The sequence below is a fragment of the Aestuariimicrobium ganziense genome (assembly GCF_015352975.1).
Lineage (GTDB): Bacteria > Actinomycetota > Actinomycetes > Propionibacteriales > Propionibacteriaceae > Aestuariimicrobium > Aestuariimicrobium ganziense.
Genome location: NZ_JACYIZ010000001.1, coordinates 357,459 through 376,546, shown reverse-complemented (window position 1 = coordinate 376,546; position 19,088 = coordinate 357,459). Strand labels below are relative to the sequence as shown.

Annotated in this window: 16 protein-coding genes; 12 read left to right on the top strand and 4 right to left on the bottom strand. The window is 70.0% G+C overall.

What is annotated here, in order from left to right; all coding sequences use genetic code 11:
- Window positions 1-101 precede the first annotated feature (101 nt).
- Window positions 102-1,550 carry a DEAD/DEAH box helicase gene (locus IE660_RS01830; RefSeq protein ID WP_203566601.1) on the bottom strand — a complete coding sequence of 483 codons (1,449 nt, stop codon included), beginning with the start codon at window positions 1,548-1,550 and terminating at the stop codon, window positions 102-104.
- 548 nt (window positions 1,551-2,098) lie between these two features.
- On the opposite strand from IE660_RS01830, the gene IE660_RS01825 reads away from it, so the two are divergent.
- The 7 genes from IE660_RS01825 to IE660_RS01795 are packed head-to-tail and all read left to right on the top strand — an operon-like array spanning window position 2,099 to window position 9,483.
- Window positions 2,099-3,775, top strand: a complete 1,677-nt coding sequence (locus tag IE660_RS01825; protein ID WP_203566600.1) for a TIGR04028 family ABC transporter substrate-binding protein — start codon at window positions 2,099-2,101, stop codon at window positions 3,773-3,775.
- Entirely contained in the window at window positions 3,772-4,719 is a 948-nt protein-coding gene (locus IE660_RS01820; protein ID WP_203566599.1) for an ABC transporter permease, read from the top strand. Before IE660_RS01825 ends, IE660_RS01820 begins: the two co-directional genes overlap by 4 nt.
- Window positions 4,716-5,606, top strand: coding sequence for an ABC transporter permease (locus tag IE660_RS01815; protein ID WP_203566598.1), 891 nt, complete (start codon window positions 4,716-4,718; stop codon window positions 5,604-5,606). Before IE660_RS01820 ends, IE660_RS01815 begins: the two co-directional genes overlap by 4 nt.
- On the top strand, window positions 5,603-7,243 hold the full coding sequence (locus tag IE660_RS01810) for a dipeptide ABC transporter ATP-binding protein (protein ID WP_203566597.1): 1,641 nt from the start codon (window positions 5,603-5,605) through the stop codon (window positions 7,241-7,243). Before IE660_RS01815 ends, IE660_RS01810 begins: the two co-directional genes overlap by 4 nt.
- Window positions 7,244-7,262: 19 nt before the next feature.
- The gene (locus tag IE660_RS01805; protein WP_203566596.1) at window positions 7,263-8,282 is read left to right on the top strand and encodes a putative FMN-dependent luciferase-like monooxygenase; all 1,020 of its coding nucleotides are present in this window, start codon (window positions 7,263-7,265) and stop codon (window positions 8,280-8,282) included.
- Complete coding sequence (locus IE660_RS01800; protein WP_203566595.1) at window positions 8,279-8,890, top strand: CMD domain protein; 612 nt, start codon at window positions 8,279-8,281, stop codon at window positions 8,888-8,890. Before IE660_RS01805 ends, IE660_RS01800 begins: the two co-directional genes overlap by 4 nt.
- A complete protein-coding gene (locus IE660_RS01795) occupies window positions 8,887-9,483 on the top strand; it encodes an alkylhydroperoxidase domain protein (RefSeq protein WP_203566594.1) in 597 nt (198 codons plus the stop codon). The genes IE660_RS01800 and IE660_RS01795 overlap by 4 nt, the downstream gene beginning before the upstream one ends.
- Window positions 9,484-9,485: 2 nt before the next feature.
- On the opposite strand, the gene IE660_RS01790 is transcribed toward IE660_RS01795, so the two are convergent.
- Entirely contained in the window at window positions 9,486-9,959 is a 474-nt protein-coding gene (locus tag IE660_RS01790; protein ID WP_328701795.1) for a DedA family protein, read from the bottom strand.
- A 78-nt stretch (window positions 9,960-10,037) separates the two neighbouring features.
- Here IE660_RS01790 and IE660_RS01785 point away from each other — a divergent pair, with 78 nt between their 5' ends.
- From IE660_RS01785 to IE660_RS01765, 5 genes are all read left to right on the top strand, one after another.
- Complete coding sequence (locus IE660_RS01785; RefSeq protein WP_203566593.1) at window positions 10,038-10,973, top strand: AEC family transporter; 936 nt, start codon at window positions 10,038-10,040, stop codon at window positions 10,971-10,973.
- Window positions 10,974-11,000: 27 nt separating this feature from the next.
- Complete coding sequence (locus IE660_RS01780) at window positions 11,001-11,918, top strand: T3SS (YopN, CesT) and YbjN peptide-binding chaperone 1 (RefSeq protein ID WP_203566592.1); 918 nt, start codon at window positions 11,001-11,003, stop codon at window positions 11,916-11,918.
- 46 nt (window positions 11,919-11,964) lie between these two features.
- Window positions 11,965-12,870 (top strand): universal stress protein, encoded by a 906-nt coding sequence (locus IE660_RS01775; protein ID WP_203566591.1) that lies wholly within the window; start codon window positions 11,965-11,967, stop codon window positions 12,868-12,870.
- A 136-nt stretch (window positions 12,871-13,006) separates the two neighbouring features.
- Window positions 13,007-16,876 (top strand): ATP-dependent RNA helicase HrpA, encoded by a 3,870-nt coding sequence (hrpA, locus tag IE660_RS01770; protein WP_235996904.1) that lies wholly within the window; start codon window positions 13,007-13,009, stop codon window positions 16,874-16,876.
- A 64-nt stretch (window positions 16,877-16,940) separates the two neighbouring features.
- Entirely contained in the window at window positions 16,941-17,798 is an 858-nt protein-coding gene (locus tag IE660_RS01765) for an acyl-CoA thioesterase (protein WP_203566589.1), read from the top strand.
- Between the two features lie 3 nt (window positions 17,799-17,801).
- On the opposite strand, the gene IE660_RS01760 is transcribed toward IE660_RS01765, so the two are convergent.
- Both IE660_RS01760 and IE660_RS01755 read right to left on the bottom strand, forming a co-directional pair.
- Window positions 17,802-17,957: an META domain-containing protein gene (locus tag IE660_RS01760; protein WP_203566588.1), complete on the bottom strand. Its 156-nt coding sequence runs from the start codon at window positions 17,955-17,957 to the stop codon at window positions 17,802-17,804.
- Between the two features lie 57 nt (window positions 17,958-18,014).
- On the bottom strand, window positions 18,015-18,938 hold the full coding sequence (locus IE660_RS01755; protein ID WP_203566587.1) for a sigma-70 family RNA polymerase sigma factor: 924 nt from the start codon (window positions 18,936-18,938) through the stop codon (window positions 18,015-18,017).
- Window positions 18,939-19,088 lie beyond the last annotated feature (150 nt).

Genomic DNA, 19,088 nt, shown 5'->3' with positions numbered 1-19,088 from the left:
GTCATGGCAGGCACGTCGGCGGCGTCGGGTTGCACGGTGCGCACCGCAACCGCCCAGGCCGACTGGCTGGCCGGTTGGGGGGCAGCTGGGACGAGGGCGCGTCAGCGGCCGCGCCGGAAACCCGCGCTGAAGGCAGCCGCGGAGCGAGTCTGGCCTGCCGGCTGGGTTGCCCTGCGGGTGTCGCTCCGGCGAGCCTGTCCCTGGCGAGCCTGCCCCGACCGGCCTTCGGGGCGACCCTGGCCCTGTCGTCCCTGTCCCTGCGCCGGTGCGCTGGTGGCCCGCGACGATCCGTTGCGGCGCGGGGTGCCGGTGCGCGGACGACGCGGTGCCTGCGGCTGCGGGGTGTGCCCGTTGCGGGCGGCCTCAGCGGCCTGTTCGGGCGTCAGGTAGGTACGCTCGCCGGGAGCCAGGTCGGTCAGTACCGGGTGCCCGACTCGGGCATCGGTGGTGGTCGCGGTGATTTTGGCGGCCCGCATCAGCGAGCGCACCTCGGCGGTCTGCTCGGGGGTGGCCAGGGTGAGCACGGTGCCGGCCTTGCCGGCGCGCGCGGTGCGTCCCGAGCGGTGCAGGTAGGCCTTGTGCTCGGCGGGCGGATCGGCATGGACGACCAGCGCCACGTCGTCGACGTGGATGCCGCGGGCGGCGATGTCGGTGGCGACCAGGGTCTGCACCGCGCCGGAGTGGAAGGCATCCAGGTTGCGGGTACGAGCGTTCTGGGCGAGGTTGCCGTGCAGGTCGACCGCGGGCACCCCGTGGCCGAGCAACTGCTTGGCCAGCTTCTTGGCGCCGTGCTTGGTGCGGGTGAACACGATCACCTTGCCCGGTGCCGCGGCCAGGTCGGCGATCACCGCGGTGCGGTCGCTGCTGGCGACTCGCAGCACGTGGTGGTCCATGGTGGCCACCGGCGACTGCGCCGAATCGGCCTGGTGGGTGACCGGACGGGTCAGGTAGTGCTTGACCAGCACGTCGACGCCCTGGTCGAGGGTGGCCGAGAACAGCATCCGCTGACCCTTACGGGGGGTCCTGTCGAGGATGCGGCGCACCATCGGCAGGAATCCCATGTCGGCCATGTGGTCGGCCTCGTCGATGACGGTGATCCCCACCCCCGACAGGTCGACATGGCCCTGCCCGATCAGGTCGAGCAGGCGGCCGGGGCAGGCGATCAGGATGTCGACGCCTGCGGCCATCGCCCGCACCTGCGGGTTCTGATTGACCCCACCGAAGATGATCGCGGTGCGCAGGCCGGCTGCCTTTGCCAGCGGTGCGATGGTGTCCTCGATCTGGCTGGCCAGCTCGCGGGTCGGTGCCAGCACCAGCGAGCGGGCCTGGGTGGGGCGCGGACGGGGTCCGCCGGTGAGCCGGGCCACCAGCGGCAGCGAGAAGGCATAGGTCTTGCCCGAACCGGTGCGGCCACGGCCGAGCACGTCTCGTCCCGACAACGAGTCGGGCAGAGTGGCCGTCTGGATCGGGGTGGGGGTGGTGATGCCGCGCTCACTGAGCACGGCGACAAGGTCAGTGGGCACGCCGAGGCGTGCGAAGTCGTTCGACAAGAGTGGTCTTCCTGGTGGTCGATGGGCCCGTGAGGACTGCGTGCCAGCTCGGGAGAGCCGTCAACCAGCGGTCCAGCGACGGACGGGGTCCAGGCTCACGGAGGCCTGAACAACTGTCCCAGTCTACCGGACGCGGCCTGCAGACCCCGCATCCGTGGTGGTGCCGGCGAGTCAAGACCGCTGGTCTCACAGGATGAGACTCGCATTTGGTCAGCTTGGACGTATGAGTGAAGATCGTCACATGTCAGAGTTCGCGACGCGTCGCCGTCATGTCGACTTCGGTCGTATGTCGACGATGCGCTGTTGCGCCTGACGGTGACGACCTGCGCCGCCTGAGCGCCACGGGACACCATACCGCACCCTGAAAGCACCTCCCTCGATGGAGGTCGTGCGGCGTACCCGCGGCCAGCCCGTCCGGTCCGTCGTCCACGCGGACGAAGCACCACCAGCAAACCTCGCCGGAGTCGACCCGGCGGTCTCGTGCACCCCGCAAGTCGCTGGAGCGTGCACCCACGTCGTCCCCAGAACATTTCCCGAAAGGCCCATCCATGACCCTGGCCCACCGCCACCTGTCCCGCCGCAACCTGTTCGGTCTCGGCATCGCTGCCGCCAGCCTCACCGCCCTGACCGCCTGCGGCGGGGGAGCGCAGGCCAACAACCAGACCGAGGCCCCTGCCGGCGACCCGGTCAAGGGCGGCACCCTGACCTACCTCGACGCCCAGCCGCACACCTCGCTCTATCCGCCGTCGGCCGGCTTCTACCCCAACGGCGGTCTGGTCAACAACATCACCGACCGACTCGTGCACCAGAACGCCGAAACCCTGGAGTTCGAGCCGTGGATCGCCACCGAGTGGACCGTGAACGACGACGCCACCGAGTTCACCTTCACCCTGCGTGACGACGTCACCTTCTCGGACGGCACCAAGCTCGACGCCGCCGCGGTCGCGAAGAACTTCGACCTCTACGGCCTCGGCGACGCCGCCCGCGGCCTGACGGTCTCGGAGGCGATCAACAACTACAAGTCCTCGACGGTGGTCAACCCGACCACGGTCACCTTCCACTTCAGCGCGCCGGCGCCGGGCTTCCTGCAGGCCACCTCGACGATCAACTCGGGACTGCTCTCGCCCAAGACCCTCGACGGAAAGCTCGAGGACTTCGGTGCCGGCAAGGGCCCCACCATCATCGGCACCGGCCCCTTCGTCGTCGCCTCGGAGAAGATTGGCTCCGAGGTCGTGCTCAAGGCCCGCACCGACTACGCCTGGGCACCCAAGTCGGCCCCCAACCAGTCCCGCGCCCACCTCGACCAGATCACCTACGTGGTCACCCCCGAGGCCGGGGTGCGGGTCGGCGGGCTCACCTCGGGCCAGGCCCACATCGCGCGCCAGATCGCGGCCACCGACGAGAAGCAGGTCACCGCAGCCGGAGCCAAGCTGCTCGCCCCGCAGACCCGCGGAGTCAACAACGGCTTCTCGCTGCGGTTCCGCAACGAGGTGCTGGCCGACAAGAACGTGAGGCAGGCGCTCAGCCTGGGCACCAACCGTCAGGAGGTGGTCGACACCCTGTTCACCGAGAACTACCCGCTGGCCACCTCGGTGATCGGCAAGACCGCCCTGGGCTACCAGGACAACTCGTCCAAGCTCGTCCACGACCCCGGCAAGGGTGCCCAGTTGCTCGAGGATGCCGGCTGGAAGCTCGGCTCCGACGGCTACCGCACCAAGGACGGCAAGCGGCTCACGTTCACCGTCAACGAGGCCGCACCCCAGCCGCGGTCGTTCGACGTCACCACCCTGGTCTCGCAGCAGTGGAAGGCGGCGTTGGGCGTCGAGTTGAAGATCCTGCGCGCCGACGCCGGCACGTACACCAAGGCGATCAACGACGCCAACCAGGTGCAGGTCTACCACTCGATGGTCGGACGCGCCGACCTCGACGTGATCAAGAGCCAGTACGCCGGCAAGAACCGCAACACCCTGCTCAACCGCGACCCGGCCGACGACTCGATCGGCGACACCAAGCTCGAGGAACTGCTCACCAAGGTGGCCAGCACCCCCGACCACGACGCGCGGATCAAGGCCAGCCAGGACGTGCAGGCCTACCTGCTCGATGAGTTCTACGTCATCCCGCTGTTCGAGGAGCCGCAGGTCTTCGGTCTCGGCCCCAAGGTGCACGGCTTCGAGGCAGAGTCGGTGGGTCGTCCCACCTTCCACAACACCTGGGTGGCCGAGTGACCCCGCGCGCACTCGCCACCCGCTTGGGCCAGAGCCTGCTGGTCATCGTGCTCGCCTTCACCGGCGCGTTCCTGATGCTGCAGGCCCTGCCCGGTGACGCGGTTCTGATCAAGTTCGAGAACCCCGAACTCGGGCTCACCCCCGCCCAGATCGCCGAGATCCGTGAGGCGTACGGCGCCGACACCCCGATCTGGACCTCGTTCTGGCACACCCTGAGCGGGTTCGTGGTCGGCGACTTCGGCTACTCGATCCAGAACGGCACTGCCGTGCGTGACCTGCTCGCCGAGGTGCTGCCGAGCACCGCCCTGCTCGGGGTGCTCGGTTTCGCCGCGGCCGTCGTGCTGGCCTGCGTGGTCGCCTTCACCGCGATGGGGGTGCGCAACCCGTGGCTGCGCAACACCCTGGCCAGCCTGCCCTCGGTGCTGGTGTCGGTGCCGGTGTTCTGGCTGGCGATGGTGCTGATCCAGGTGTTCTCGTTCCGGCTGGGCCTGGTCAGGGTGATCGGTGGTGGCCCGGTTGAGTCGCTGGTGCTGCCGGTGCTGACCCTGGCCGTGCCGATCAGCGCCCCGCTGGCACAGATCCTGGTGCGCTCGATCGAGGACGTGCAGCGCCAGCCCTTCATCGCCGTCGTCCGCGCGAAGGGTGCCTCGCGCTGGTGGGTGCTCACCCGCAACATCGTGCGCAACGCCCTGGTGCCGACGTTGACCATCGCCGGCGTGCTGCTCGGTGAACTGGTGGCCGGTGCGATCGTCACCGAGACCGTCTTCGGACGAGCCGGCCTGGGTCGGCTCACCGAGCAGGCCGTCGCCAACCAGGACGTGGCCGTGCTGCAGGCGGTGGTGGTGCTCACCGCCGTGATCTTCGTCGTGGTCAATCTCGCCGTCGACCTGGTCGCCCCGCTGGTCGACCCCCGACTCAAGAAGGAAGTGAGGGCCGCCGCATGAGTGACCAGGTGACCACCCAGGCGTTCGTCCTGCCCCGGATCGGGGCCTTCGGACGACGCCTCACCCTCAACCTGCGCGGCCTGCGCCGGATCTGGCGCCAGCCCGGTCTGGTGCTGTCCGTGCTGGTGCTCGCGCTGGTGATCACCGCAGCCCTGCGGCCCGCGGTGTTCACCAGCCACGACCCGATCGCCGGACGTGCCCGGGACGCCCTGCAGGCACCCAGTGCCGCCCACTGGTTCGGCACCGACGCCACCGGACGAGACCTGTTCGCCCGCGTGGTGCACGGGGCCATCCACTCCCTGGGTGGTGCCCTGGTCGCGGTCGCGGTCGGTCTGGTGGTCGGCACCGGCATCGGGCTGCTGGCCGGCTCGATCGGCGGACTGCTCGACCAGGCCCTGATGCGACTGGTCGACGTGCTGCTCGCTGTGCCCGGACTGCTGCTGGCGCTCAGCGTGATCATCCTGCTCGGCTTCGGCACCACCAACGCCGCGATCGCCGTCGGCATCACCTCGGTGGCCATCTTCGCCCGGGTGAGCCGCTCGGAGGTGATCCGGGTGCGGCGCAGCGACTACGTCGAGGCCGCCTTCGGGTCCGGTGCCCGGTTCGGGGAGGTGCTGGTGCGCCACATCCTGCCCAACTCGCTCAACGCCGTCGTCGCGCTGGCCGCACTGCAGTTCGGCACCGCGATCCTGGCCATCTCGACCCTGGGCTTCCTCGGTTACGGCGCCCCGCCGCCCACGCCCGAGTGGGGCCTGCTGATCGCCGAGGGACGCACCTACGTCGCCACCGCCTGGTGGCTGACCACCCTGCCCGGTCTGGTGGTGATGGCCGTGGTGCTGTCGGCCAACCGGCTCAGCCACGCCATCTCGAAGGAGGTCGGACGATGACCGCCCTCACCCAGGCCGCGCCCGACACCGTGTCGGACGACAGCCAGCCGCTGCTCGAGGTCGAAGGCCTCACCCTCAGCTACGACACCCGCCAGGGCCGGGTCGAGGTCGTCCACGACGTCTCGTTCCGGGTCGGACGCGGCGAGGTCGTCGCCCTGGTGGGCGAGTCGGGTTCGGGCAAGACCAGCACCGCCCAGGCCGTCATCGACCTGCTCGCCGACAACGGACGACGCGACTCCGGCCGGGTCGTCCTGGCCGGCAGCGAGCTCACCGGATTGAGCGACAGGGCGATGCGCCAGGTACGCGGACGCCGGATCGGGCTGGTGCCCCAGGACCCGAACAACTCACTCAACCCGGTCAAGACCATCGGTGACTCCCTCGCCGAGGTGCTCAAGATCCACGGCTGGGGCTCCAAGCCGGCGATCGCCCAGCGGGTGCTCGACCTGCTCGAGAAGGTCGGCATCGATCGCCCCGAACTGAGGGTCACCCAGTACCCGCACGAACTGTCCGGGGGCATGAAGCAGCGGGTGCTGATCGCCTCGGCGATCGCCCTCGACCCCGAACTGATCATCGCCGACGAGCCGACCTCGGCCCTCGACGTCACCGTGCAGCGCCGGATCCTGGACCTGATCGACGCCCTGCGTGCCGAGACCGGTGCCTCGGTGCTGCTGGTCACCCACGACCTGGGGGTCGCCAAGGAGCGGGCCGACCGGATCGTGGTGATGCGCGGCGGCCAGATCGTCGAACAGGGCCCCACCGCCCACGTCGTCGAGCACGCCGAGAACCCCTACACCCGCACCCTGCTGCACGAGGCCGCAGCGGTGGCCTGGGCCACCCCGGCCCCACCCCCGGCCGACCTCGCCGAGCGCGATGTGGCCATCGAGGTGACCGACCTGGTGCAGGACTTCGACCAGGGGCGGGGACGCGAACCTTTCCGCGCCGTCGACCACGTCTCGCTGGCGGTCGCGAAGGGCTCGACCCACGCCATCGTGGGGGAGTCCGGTTCGGGCAAGACCTCGACCGTGCGGGCCATCCTCGGCTTCCAGCGCCCCACCTCGGGCGTGGTCCGGGTGGCGGGCCACGAGGTCACCAGCCTGCGTCCTCGCCAACTGCGAGACCTGCGCCGCTCGGCGCAACTGGTGCTGCAGAACCCGTACTCCTCGCTCGACCCCAGGCAGGCGGTCGGTGACATCGTCGCCGAACCACTGGTCAACTTCCGGTTGGGCAACCGGGCCGAGCGGTCCCGCCAGGTCGCCGCCTACCTCGACAAGGTGGCACTGCCCGCCACGATCGCCCAGCGGCTGCCCCGCGAACTGTCCGGTGGCCAGCGCCAGCGGGTCGCGATCGCCCGGGCGCTGATCATCCACCCCGAGGTGGTCGTGCTCGACGAACCGGTCTCGGCCCTCGACGTCACCGTGCAGGCCCAGATCCTTCGCCTGCTCGACGACCTGCAGCGAGACCTGGGGCTCACCTACCTGTTCATCTCCCACGACCTGGGGGTGGTCGGCCAGATCAGCGACACCGTCTCGGTGATGCAGTCCGGTCGCGTCGTCGAGCACGGCACCACCCACGAGGTCTTCTCCGACCCGCAGACCGACTACACCCGCGAACTGCTCGCAGCCATTCCCGGCCGCTGAGCTGGGCGAAAGGACCACCATGACCACCCTTGGGTACTTCACCCGACTGCTCGACGACACCTCCCCGGCCGAGCGCTACCGGATCGCCACCGAGCAGGTGCGCCACGCCGAGGACCTCGGCTTCCAGACCGCCTGGGTCGCCCAGCACCACTTCCACGGAGCCGAGGGCGGCCTGCCCTCACCGCTGGTCTTCCTGGCCCACACCGCGGCGCTGACCAGCCGGATCAGGCTCGGCACCGGGGTGATCTGCATCCCGATGGAGGACGCCGTGCGCACCGCAGAAGACGTGGCCGTGCTCGACGAACTCTCCGACGGCCGCGTCGAGGTGGGCATCTCGACCGGCGGCACCCCGGCCTCGTTCCCCGCCTTCGGTGTCGACTTCGCCGACCGCTACACCCTGTCGGCCGACAAGCTGGCCACCCTGCGCGGTGCCTGGGCCGGCAACGAGATCAACGGCACCGCCAACCGGCTGTACCCGGCCGCCTCGGGACTCAACGACCGCATCTGGCAGGCCACCTTCTCCGCCGACGGTGGCGCACGGGCCGGCCACGACGGCGACGGGCTGATGCTGTCGCGCACGCAGCCTCGTCCCGAGGGTGCCCCCGACGCCACCCTGGCCGACCTGCAGGTGCCGATCGTCGAGCGCTACCTGGCCGAACTGCCCCAGGGTGCCACCCCTCGGGTGATGGCCTCGCGCACGATCTTCGTCGCCGACACCTCCCAAGCCGCCCGCGGTTGGGCCGAGAAGGGTCTGCGGGCCGCGGTCGCCCGCTCGCCGCGCGCCTTCGGGGCCCGGGCCGCAGTTGAGGGAGACCTCGACGCCCTGATCCGCGCCACCGACACATTCGTCGGCTCGCCGCAGGAGGTGGCCGAGGCACTGGCCGCCGACGCCACCTTGGCCCACGCCACCGAACTGTCGGCCCAAGTGCACTCGGTCGACCCGCCGCACCGCGAGGTTCTGCGTTCGCTGGAACTGCTGGCCAGCCAGGTCGCCCCCGCCCTGGGGGTCGAGGTCGCCACCGCGAGGAGTGCCGCATGAGCCCCGAATCGATCGACGTCGACCTGATCGACCAGGTCGTCGGCATCGCTCCCGGTGACCCGCTCGACACCATCCGCCGGGCCCGCCCGGTGGCCCGCGACCAGGTGCAGGCCGCCGAGCAGGCCCTGTTCGAGACCGACACCAACGACATCCCCCGCGACCAGCGGTGGCTGGTGGGGGCTTTCGTCACCGCCCTCACCGTGCCCGGCACGCCGTTGGACGAGCACCGTCGCGCAGGCCTGGACCCGGACCGGGCGGTACTGCTCGAGCAGTTGCTGTCCTCGGCACCCGACCAGGGGCCCCGAGGCAGCTACCGCGAGCCAGGCCTGGCAACCGAGAGCCAACCGGTCGAGCGGTGGCTCGTCCCCGACGACGTGCGCGCACAGCTGGGTGAGCCGCTCGCCGCCGTGGTCGAGCACGCCCACCTGCTGGTGATCCATCCCCGCGACTCACGGCCCGCGGTGCTGGGCCGGCTGGTCGAGGCGGGGTGGACGCGTCAGCAGGTGGTGACCTGGTCGCAGTTGGTGGCCTTCACCAGCTTCCAGACCCGGGTCGTGACCGGCCTGACCGCACTCAAGCAGAACCCCGGAACGGAGCAGGCAGCATGACCGAGATCCTCACCCACCCAGACCTGAGTCGTCCCGAGGCCTTCACCCGTGCCGAACTGGGCTGGGTGCCCTGGATCGAGCCGTCGGCGGCCGAGGACCTGAGCGAGCGCCAGGTCGAGTCGCTGGTGCAGCCCTCCCGCACGGCCAGCCCCTACTTCCGGCTGCTCGCCGACGACCCCGACGTGGTCGAGGCCCGCACCAAGGCCGATCTGGAGATCTTCCAGGCCAAGGGCGGGCTGGAGCGGGCCGACCGTGAACTCGCTGCCGCGGCGGTCTCACGACACAACGGCTGCGTGTTCTGCGCGTCGGTGCACGCCAGGTTCGCCGCCCACTACTCCAAGCAGCCCGACCTGGTCGACCAACTGCTGGACGAGGGAGTGGGTGCCGAGCTGGGGCAGCGCTGGAACGCAGTGGTCGCCGCCTCGGTGGCCCTGACCGACACCCCGGTCGCTTTCGGTGCCGACCAGGTGACCCAGTTGCGTGAGGCCGGGCTGGACGACCTGGAGATCTCAGACGTGGTGCACTCAGCAGGCTTCTTCAACTGGGCCAACCGGCTGATGCTCTCGCTCGGGGAGCCCGAGAACCCCAGCTGAGTTCAGGCGGCGCGCTCGCGGCGGACCCGGCTCACCACGAAGGCGGCCAGCCCACCCACCGCGAGCACGGCCAGCGTCCAGGCCAGCGCCGGTGAGCGCTCGTGCAGGGCCGAGAAGGTGCGCCAGCCCACGAACCCGACCGTGGAGTAGATGATCGCCCACAGCACGCAGCCGACGGTCACCGCCGGCAGGTAGTGGCGAAGCTTCATCCGGGTCGCCCCGGCGGCGAGGTTGACCAGGGTCTGCACCCCGATGGTCAGGAACGACACCGCCACCACCGGTGCGCCCCAACGGTCGAGCCAGGCCTCCGCACGCCGGTAGCCGGGGCTGCCCAGCAGCCGCGAGTAGCGGGTGCGTGCGGTGCCGGCGGCCGCGGCTCGTCCCAGCCAGTAGGTGCCGTTGGCTCGGAACATCACGATGACGAACAGACCTGCGGCGACCACAGTCCAGTGGGCGTTCCACGCCAGTGGATTCACGCAGTTGCTCCCTCACCCACCGGTCTCGGTGCTCGTCGTCCGACGGCCAGCTTAGCGGGCCGCCACTAGGCTGAGCGCGTGCTCGACGTGCTCAGCGGCTTCGCCACGATCTGGATCGTGATCGGGGTCGGCTGGTTGCTCGCACACCTGAAGGTGCTCGACACCACCGGCCAGACCGTGCTCAGCCGGGTCACCTTCTTCGTCGGCGCTCCGGCTCTGCTGTTCACCATGGTCGCCGAGGCCGACGTCAAGCGGATCTTCGCGATGAACCTGGTGGTCAGCGCCCTGGCCACCGTCGCCAGCGGGGCGATCTTCCTGCTGCTCAGCCTGGTGCTGTGGCGGGCGATGGACCTGCCCCACCGGGTGATCGGCACCTACGGTGCCGGCTACGTCAACGCCGCCAACCTGGGCATCCCGATCGCTGCCTACGTGCTCAAGGACGTCACCTGGGTGGTGCCGATCCTGCTGATCCAGGTGCTGATCCTTCAGCCGGTCGCCCTGTCGCTGCTCGACAGCCACTCCGCGAGGAGCACCGGCAACAAGCCCTCGATGGCCAGAAACCTGTCGATCCCGTTCCGCAACCCGATGACGGTGGCCACCCTGGCCGGGCTGGTGGTCAACCTCACCAACCTCAAGCTGCCCACCGTCCTGCTCGACCCGCTGCACCTGCTCGGTGCCCTCAGCGTGCCCGGCATGTTGCTCGCCTACGGCATCTCGCTGCGACTTGGCCCGATGCCCGGACGAGGCGGTCAGACAGGACCCACCGCTCTGGCCGCCGGACTCAAGCTGCTTGGCCAGCCGTTGATCGCGTGGGCGCTGGCCCGGGCGTTCGGGCTCGACCAGACCACGACGCTGGCGGTGGTGGTGATCGCCGGCCTGCCGGTGGCCCAGAACGTGTTCGTCTGGGCGGTGCGCTACGAGAAGGCGATCGTGCTGGCCCGCGACGTGGTGTTCATCACCACCATCGCCTCGATCCCCAGCATCATGCTGTTGTCGGCGCTGGTCGCTCGCTAGGTTGGGCCTCGACGAAAGGACGACCGCATGCCCCAGTCAACCGACTTCGACCTCGACCGCAGCATCACCGAGGCCTGGCAGCAGTTCCAGGACCGGCTCGCCGAGGTGGTCTCGATGGTCGACGACGGCAGCCTCACCATCGGCACCCTGTCGACCAGCGACGACCAGGCCCCCTTCGTCCGATTCAGCCACGCGCGCGGCCGAGATGACATCGTGCTCGAGGCCACCTCGAACGCCAGCCTCGGCGAACACTTCCAGCTCAGCCTCGACCAGCTGAACGCCCTCGAGGCCTTGGGCTACCAACCCCCGTCGGTGGACGAGGGCGCCGGATCGGCGCTGTTCCAGTTGGCCAGGCCGCAGGCCGACTACGTCGAACTGGCCCGGGTCGCCGTGGCCACGCTGCGCGACGTGTTCGGGGTGCAGCACCCGGTGTTCCTGGCCCCCGACCAGCTCGCCGAGGTGTTGACCGACGAGTCGCCGACCAGCCACGAGTCGCTGTCGCGCTACGACGCCGACGACCTGGTCGCCATCGTCCCCGACGACCAGGGCCACCTCGATGCCCTGGTCAGTGCCGAGTTGACCCAGATGTTCGGCCACCCCCCGATCCGTGACTCCGAGGGCGATGTCGCGCTGCGGGTGGGGTCGACCATGGTGTTCATCCGCTCGATGCCCAAGGCCGACGAACTGTTGCTGTTCTCAGCCCTCGTCCACGAGGTCGAGGGACGCTCCCGTGCGGTCGAGGTGCTCAACGACCTCAACGTCGAGTCACGGTTCGGGCGGTTCGCGCTGCACCGCGATCGGGTCTTCGTCACCCTGTCGGTGCTGGCCCACCCCTTCGTGCCTGCCCACCTGCACCAGGCGCTGCGGGTGATCTCAGAGATCGCCGACGGCATCGACGACGAACTGGCGTTGAAGCTCAAGGGCCGCACCACGTTCACCGATTGAACCGGCCGGACCAGCAGTAGGCTTGCACCAAGGAAGGGAGTCACCCATGACCACGCCCGACGCCACCAGCAACCAGAACACCGAGTACCCCCGCATCCTCGTCGGTGTCGACGGATCCGAGGACGGCCTGCGCGCCGTCGCCTACGCCAGCCGTTCGGCCACGCTGTCGGGTGCCGGGTCGATCCACCTGGTGCACGCCGTGGACGATGCCGTCCTGGCCGGCGCCTGGGGTGTGGTCTACGACCCGGGCAGCCTCGAGCGGGTCGGGCGCAGCGCCGTCGAAGAGGCCACCGAGTACGCCGTCGGGCTCGGTGTCGACCCCTCCCGTGTGCATGGCGACGTCGTGCTGGGCAACGCCTCGGCCGTGCTCGCCAAGATGAGCGGTGACCACGACCTGCTGGTCACCGGCCGTCGCGCCGTCAGCGGCTTCGAGCGGATGTTCGTCGGCTCGACCAGCGTCTCGCTGGCCTCCACCGCCAAGTGCCCGCTGGTGGTCATCTCGGCCGCCTCCAGCCCCGACGAGACCGGCCGCAAGCGGTTGATCGCGGTCGGCGTCGACGGTGAACGGCACTCCGAGACCACCCTGCGCTACGCCTTCGAGGAGGCCCAGCGCCGCGGTGCCCGCCTGCTGGTCGCCAACGTGCAGTCCCAGGTTCCGGCCGGTGTCTTCGGCGGCTACCGGCTCACCGAGGAGGCCCAGCAGCAGGTGCTCGACGCCGCCCGTGCGCAGATCGAGTCGCAGGTTGGGGCGCTGGCCGGCCACTACCCCGACGTCGAGTACGAGATCGAGGTGCAGATGGGCCACCCGGTCGACGTGCTCATCGCCACCACCGAGAAGGTCGACCTGCTGGTCATGGGCATGCGCGCCCCGTCGGTGATGGGCTTCTCGATCGGCGGTGTCACCCGCGCCGTGCTGGCGCATGCGGCCTGCCCGCTGTGCATTGTCCGCTGACCGTTCCGCTCCTCACCAGGGCCCACCCGGTACGCCCCCGCCCGCTCGACGGCGGGGGCGTCCCCCTGCTGACCGTCCCCCCACTGGCCGGCGCCGGTCTGGTCAGCAGGGCGCACGGACACGCCCGGTACCCCCGCTGCCCGAGGGCGTGAGGCTCGAGTTCGACCCCAGCCTGCCGATCGCCGAGCACCACGAAGAGATCGCCGCGCTGATCCGCGACCACCAGGTGGTCGTGGTCGCCGGTGAGACCGGCTCGGGCAAGACCACCCAGTTGCCCAAGATCTGCCTGACGCTGGGCCGAGGCCGGATCGCCCACACCCAGCCCCGCCGGATCGCGGCGCGCACCGTCGCCGAACGGATCGCCGAAGAGGTCGGCGTCAGCATCGGTGGCCTGGTCGGCTACCAGGTCAGGTTCACCCGCCAGGCCGGCCGTGACACCCGCGTCAAGGTGCTCACCGACGGCGTGCTTCTGGCCGAGATCGGCCAGGACCGCGACCTTCGCCGCTACGACACGATCATCATCGACGAGGCCCACGAGCGCTCGCTCAACATCGACTTCCTGCTGGGCTACCTCAAGCAGTTGCTGCCGCGGCGGCCCGACCTCAAGGTGATCGTCACCTCGGCCACCATCGACACCGCGCGGTTCGCCGAGCACTTCACCGACCCCGACGGCCGACCCGCGCCGATCATCGAGGTGTCAGGCCGCACCTACCCGGTCGAGGTGCGCCACCGTCCGCTCGACGAGGACGCCGACCAGGTCACCGGCATCTGCGAGGCGGTCGAGGAACTGTTCACCGAGGGCCCCGGCGACATCCTGGTCTTCCTGTCCGGCGAGCGCGAGATCCGTGACACCGCCGAGGCGCTGACCGGAATGGACCTGCCCGACGTGGAGGTGCTGCCGCTGTACGCCAGGCTCTCGGCGGCCGAGCAGCACCGGGTGTTCCAGCGCCACGACCGGCGCCGCATCGTGCTGGCCACCAACGTCGCCGAGACCTCGATCACGGTGCCCGGCATCCGCTACGTGGTCGACCCCGGCACCGCCCGGATCTCACGCTGGTCGGCCCGCACCAAGGTGCAGCGGCTGCCGATCGAGGCGATCTCGCAGGCCAGCGCCAACCAGCGCGCCGGGCGCTGCGGACGCCTCGGGCCAGGTGTCGCGATCCGGCTCTACAGCGAGGACGACTTCCTGTCGCGTCCCGAGTTCACCGAGCCCGAGATCCTGCGCACCAACCTGGCCTCGGTGATCCTGCAGATGGCCGAGGCCGACCTGGGAGACATCGCCTCGTTCCCGTTCGTCGAACGCCCCGACTCCGGCCAGATCACCGACGGCATGCGGTTGCTGGACGAACTGGGCGCGCTCCGCCCCGGCAACCGGCACCGTCCCCGCCTCACCGACGTCGGGCACCAACTGGCCCGGCTGCCGGTCGACCCGCGGCTGGCGCGGATGCTGATCGAGGCCCACAAGCTCGACTGCCTGCGCGAGGTGCTGGTGCTGGTGTCGGCACTGGCCATTCCCGACGTCCGCGAGCGTCCCGCTGAGAAGCGTGAACAGGCCGATGCCATGCACGCCCGGTTCCACCTCGCCACCATTCCGGCGCCAAGGGCCAGCACCGACGACCAGGGTCGCCCCCGTAGTGATCAACCGCTCCGGCACACCGCGCACACCGGCACCCGCAAGGAGGTCGCCCCCGCCGTGGGCGAGGGCGGTGACGTGATCGCGCTGCTGCGGTTGTGGCACCACCTGCGCCAGGCCCGGCGCCACCTGTCGGGCAACGCCTTCCGCCGGCTCTGCCGAGACGAGTTCCTCAACTTCCTGCGGGTGCGCGAGTGGGAGGACCTGCACGCCCAACTGCGCGAGATCTGCCGCGAACTCGACTGGCGACGCAACGACTCACCCGCACCGACCGACCATGTGCTCACCGCCGTGCTGGCCGGGCTGCTCAGCCACGTCGGCCTGGCCGAGGTGCAGCCCACCGAGCAGCCCAAGGGCCAGGCCGGCCGCAGCGGGCCGGGACGTCGCCGTCGTCCCATGCAGGAGTACCTGGGTGCCCGGGGCGCGAAGTTCGCGATCAACCCGGGCTCGGCGCTGGCCAAGAGCCCACCACCGCTGGTGATGGCGGTCGAACTGGTCGAGACCACCCGGCTGTGGGCCCGGACGGTCGCCGAGGTGCGCGCGGAGTGGATCGAGCAGGTCGGCGGCCACCTGATCAAGCGCCATCACTCCGAACCGCACTGGAGCTCCAGTTCCGGATCGGTGATGGCCTACGAGCGGGTCACCCTGTACGGCATCCCGATCGTGGCCGAACGGCCGGTCAACTACGCCCGGATCAACCTCGAAGAGGCCCGCCAGATCTTCATCAGGCAGGCCCTGGTCGAGGGCAACTGGCGCACCCAGCACGAGGTGTTCGCCCACAACGCCGCCATCCGGGCCGAGGCCGAGGCGCTCGAGGAACGCAGCCGACGCCGCGACGTGGTGGTCGACGACCAGGCGATCGTCGACTTCTACGACCGGCGGATCCCGCACGAGGTGGTCTCGGCCAGTCACTTCGACGCCTGGTGGCGCCGCGTCGACGACAAGTCGGTGCTCGAGATGCGCCTGGACGACCTGGTGCACGACACCGACGCCGTCGACCTGTCGGCTTTCCCCGACCAGTGGCGCATCGGTGAGGTGGTGCTGCCGGTTCGCTATGTCTTCGAACCCGGCAGCGGCCACGACGGGGTGACCGTCACCATCCCGATCGCGCAACTCAACCAGGTGACTGCCGAGCCGTTCAGCTGGCAGGTGCCGGGGCTTCGCCAGGAACTGGCGACCGAGCTGATCCGCGGACTGCCGAAGTCGGTGCGCACCCAGTTCGTCCCTGCCCCGAACCATGCCCGTGAGGCGCTGGGCTGGCTGGACGCCCACGGTGGGGGAGACCGGTCGAAGCGGTTCGCCGATGAGCTGGGACGAGCCCTGCAGGCCTTGACCGGGCACCGGGTCGAGGCGGGCGACTGGAACCCCGACCAGGTGCCCAGCCACCTGCAGGTGAGCTTCGAGGTGAGCGAGCGGGGGGTCGCCGAGCCCAAGGGACGAGACTTCGAGACCCTGCGCCGTGAACTGGCCACCCGGGTCAGCACCACGCTCACCCGCGCCACCCAGGATCGGCGGGTGACCGGGGCGACCGCCTGGACATTCCCCGACCTTGAGCCCTCGATCACCGTCACTCGCGGCGGCACCACCGCGGTCGGCTATCCCTGCCTGGTCGACGAGCAGACCAGCGTGGGCGTCGTGGTCGCCGACTCGGTCGAGACCCAGGCCCGCAACCACCGGTTGGGACTTCGGCGGCTGCTGACCCTGACGCTGCCCGACCAGACCAAGTGGGTGGTCAGCCACATGTCCAACACCGAGAAGGTGGCGCTGGCCCACAGCCCCTACGGCAGCGTCGCGGAGTTGCTGGCCGATGCCCGGCTCAAGACCGCCGAGGCGCTCGCCGGCCAGTTCGCGGGTGACCTGGGCCAGGTGAGGACGAAGCAGGCCTTCGACGCCCTCGCGCTGCAGGTCCGTCAGGCCCAGGCCGACCGGATGCGTGAGATCGTCTCGGTGGCCGCGCAGGTCTTGCAGACCCGAGTCGAGGTCACCGGGCTGCTGGAACGCGCACCGGCCTCGACCCGCGCCGACGTCTCGACCCAGCTCGACAACCTGGTCTTCGCCAAGTTCATCTCGGCCACCCCTGACCCCTGGTACGGGCACCTGCCCCGCTACCTCAAGGCGATGGTGGCCCGGCTCGAGGCGGCGATCGCCCAGCCCGCCCGCGACCAACAGGTGCAGGAGCAGGTCGACGACGTCGAGGACCACTACGCCGAACTGTGCGCCGACCAGCCGCCGGGGCCGCTGCCTGCTGCGGTGGAGGCGATCGGCTTCCTGGTCGAGGAGTTGCGGGTCAGCCTGTTCGCCCAACGGCTGCGCACTGCACAACCGGTGTCGGTCAAGCGGTTGCACCAGGCGATGGACGCGATCTCGTCCTGAGCCGGCGCCGACCTGGGGACTGGGGCGGTTGGCGCGCGGTGGCGGTGTGCTGCAACAGTGAGGTGTGCCCGCCACCACTGCTGAACTCGTCTCGCTGCTCGACCTGGAGGAGATCGAGGTCGGCCTGTTCCGCGGCCGCCACCCGCAGACCATGCTGCAGCGCACCTTCGGCGGGCAGGTGCTGGCCCAGGCCCTGATCGCGGCCTACCGCACCGTGCCCACCGAGCGGATCTGCCACTCGCTCAACGCCTATTTCCTGCGCCCTGGACGCAACGACTCACCGATCATCTACGACGTCGAGGTGACCCGCGATGGCGGCAGCTTCTCGTCGCGGAGGGTGCTGGCCCGCCAGAGCGGACAGGTGCTGTTCACGCTGTCGGCCTCGTTCCACGTGCTCGAGGACGGGCTCACCCACTCCGACCCGGTGCCCAGCGACGTCACCGCTCCCGAGGACTGCCCGCGCCTGGCCGACGTGATGAACCAGCGGTTCGGCGTGCAGTCGCGGCTGTGGCGGGAGTGGGACGCGCTCGACGTGCGCTACGCCGGCGACACCAGTCACGAACCCAAACTCACCGGACGACAGCACTCGGCGGCGATGCGGGTCTGGCTCAAGACTGCCGACCCTCTGCCCGACGACATCCGGCTGCACCAGGCAATCACCGCCTACGCCAGCGACATCACCTTGCTCGGGGTCTCGACCGTGCCGCACGAGGTGGTCTTCCTGTCACCGCAGGTGCAGGCGGCCTCGCTCGACCACGCCATGTGGTTCCACCGGGCGCTGCGCGCCGACGAGTGGATGCTCTACGACCAGATCTCGCCGTCGGCCTCGCACGCACTGGGGTTCTCGGTCGGTCGACTCATGCAGCACGACCACCTGGTCGCCTCATGCAGCCAGGAGGGCCTGATCCGGGTGGTCAGTTGACCATCAGCGGGTACGGGTGAACACCACGCCCTGACCGTCGTCAGCGCTGAGGGTGAGGGTGTCGCCATCGACCGACCACGCAGGGTTGCCGGTCAGGAACTGCCAGAACCAGGTGTGGGGCAGGGCGACGAGCAAGACTGCGCCCGAAATCGTGGCCACCGCCGGCGCCCCCGGGAGAGGGTGGGGCAGCCGACGGTGGCCTGTCAGGGGGAGGGGTCAGGCGGCAGCCGCCACCCTCAACTGGGCGAGCGCATTGCGCTCGATCTGGCGGACGCGCTCGGCGGTGATGCCCCACACCGCGCCGATGTCGGCGAGCTTGGCCTGGCGTCCGTCGATCAGTCCGTAGCGGCGACGCACCACGTCGGCGGAGCGCTCGTCCAACTCAGTGAGCATGCCCTCGAGCAGGCCGTGGTTGGCGGCCTCGACCACGAGGTCGTCGGGGCCCGGGGTGGTGTCGCGGGCGAGCAGGTCGCCCAGGGCGGTGCCACCGTCGTCGTCCACGGGCGCATCGAGGCTGACGTGCTCGCGGCTGAAGCGGATCAGCTCGACCACCTTGTCGACGTCGAGTTCGAGCTCGGCGGCGATCTCGGCGACCTCGGGCTCGCGACCCAGGGTGCGCTCGAGCTGGCGCCTGGCGGCGGCCACCTGGTTGACCTGCTCGGCGACGTGCACCGGCAGGCGGACGATGCGTCCCTGCTGGGCGATGCCGCGGCTGATCGACTGGCGCACCCACCAGGTGGCGTAGGTGGAGAACTTGAAGCCCTTGGCGTAGTCGAACTTCTCGACCGCGCGGATCAGGCCGGTGTTGCCCTCCTGGATCATGTCGAGCATCGGCATCGGTGCGCGGTGGTACTTGCGCACCACCGACACCACGAGGCGCAGGTTGGCCTTGATGAAGTGCTGCACCGCGCGGTCGCCGTCCTCGGCGAGGGTGAGCAGTTCGGCATCGGTCGCCTCGACCGTGCGCTCGACGGTGCCGTCGAGGATGGCCCGGGCGAACAGCCCGGCCTCGATCCGGCGGGCCAGCTCGACCTCTTCGACTGCGGTGAGCAGGGGAGTGCGCGCGATCTCGTCCAAGTAGAGCCCGACGGCGTCCTTGCCCTCGATGCCCTCTCCGCTGCGTACGCGATACCTGTCCATGTCACACACCTCTCTGCGTGGCTACACCTGACTCAACGCACGACTGCGCGGATTCGTTTCACCGATCCAGTGAGAACGACCGAAGTACGCCAGAAGCGATCACCGATGTCAGACCGTGGTCGTACACCCCTTCAGGGGGTGGTGGGGGAT

Excerpts from the sequence above, each read along its gene's own strand:
- IE660_RS01775 (WP_203566591.1), top strand. The coding sequence starts at position 11,965 with ATGACCACGCCCGACGCCACCAGCAACCAGAACACCGAGTACCCCCGC.
- IE660_RS01805 (WP_203566596.1), top strand. The coding sequence starts at position 7,263 with ATGACCACCCTTGGGTACTTCACCCGACTGCTCGACGACACCTCCCCG.
- IE660_RS01755 (WP_203566587.1), bottom strand. The coding sequence starts at position 18,938 with ATGGACAGGTATCGCGTACGCAGCGGAGAGGGCATCGAGGGCAAGGAC.
- IE660_RS01795 (WP_203566594.1), top strand. The coding sequence starts at position 8,887 with ATGACCGAGATCCTCACCCACCCAGACCTGAGTCGTCCCGAGGCCTTC.
- IE660_RS01800 (WP_203566595.1), top strand. The coding sequence starts at position 8,279 with ATGAGCCCCGAATCGATCGACGTCGACCTGATCGACCAGGTCGTCGGC.
- IE660_RS01810 (WP_203566597.1), top strand. The coding sequence starts at position 5,603 with ATGACCGCCCTCACCCAGGCCGCGCCCGACACCGTGTCGGACGACAGC.
- IE660_RS01815 (WP_203566598.1), top strand. The coding sequence starts at position 4,716 with ATGAGTGACCAGGTGACCACCCAGGCGTTCGTCCTGCCCCGGATCGGG.
- IE660_RS01825 (WP_203566600.1), top strand. The coding sequence starts at position 2,099 with ATGACCCTGGCCCACCGCCACCTGTCCCGCCGCAACCTGTTCGGTCTC.
- IE660_RS01780 (WP_203566592.1), top strand. The coding sequence starts at position 11,001 with ATGCCCCAGTCAACCGACTTCGACCTCGACCGCAGCATCACCGAGGCC.